The following is an 818-nucleotide window of genomic DNA, read 5'->3' on the forward strand; positions in this document are numbered from 1 at the left end:
AGGATGTCCGCCCTACGTGCCTGAAGACAGACGCTGCAGCACAGTGCAGTTAACGTTGTTGTAGCAGAGCCCATGCGGCGTGTCCATCGCGCATTCGCTGAGAATCACGTGAGACATCCCAATGAATTTGGTCGGAGCCTTCGCCGAAAGCGTCGCCGCCAGCTACGCCGACCGTTCGGCTGGTCCGAGCTGTTCGCCGACGGCGTGGACAAGAAGGAGGCGCGGACAAGAAGGACTGGTACGCCGAGGCCGAGCAGATGACCGACGCCGGATGGCCGGGATCCTGGCGGCCGCCCTCGACGGTGACGAGGCAGTCGGGGCCGGCCGGAGAGCGGCTGGCCACATGAAAAGATCTGCACCATGGCAATGAACACATACCGCGGAAGCAAGATCGAAGTCACCTACGACGACGAGGTATGCATCCATGCGGGTGAGTGTGTCAGGGGTCTGCCCGGGGTCTTCGACATCACCAAGGACCCGTGGATCAATCCTGACGGCGCGTCCGCCGATGAGGTGGCGGCCCAGATCGGACGGTGTCCATCGGGCGCGCTGCAGTACCGCACGCTCGACTGACGGGCAGGCGCACTCGGGTCTCGTCGTCGCCGGACGACGAGACCACTCATCGCGTTGCCAAGACAGCGTTGAACGATCGCGAGTAGCGCCGGCATTGCTGGCCGCCGTTGCGGTGTTTGTTGCGCAGCCGAAACGACGGGATGCGCGGAAGTCGACACACGCCCGACCCAAGGATCCCATACCGTCCAGCCGCGGCTAAGGGCGCGGGGCGGCCTCGAACTCGGCGATCAGCCGCGCGGTGCGTT

Annotated in this window: 1 protein-coding gene; it reads left to right on the forward strand. The window is 64.8% G+C overall.

The window, feature by feature from the left end; all coding sequences use genetic code 11:
- Positions 1–360 precede the first annotated feature (360 nt).
- On the forward strand, positions 361–573 hold the full coding sequence (locus F6Q13_RS18245) for a (4Fe-4S)-binding protein (protein WP_293059546.1): 213 nt from the start codon (positions 361–363) through the stop codon (positions 571–573).
- Positions 574–818 lie beyond the last annotated feature (245 nt).

Source organism: Mycobacterium sp., from assembly GCF_008709575.1.
Taxonomy (GTDB): Bacteria; Actinomycetota; Actinomycetes; order Mycobacteriales; family Mycobacteriaceae; genus Mycobacterium.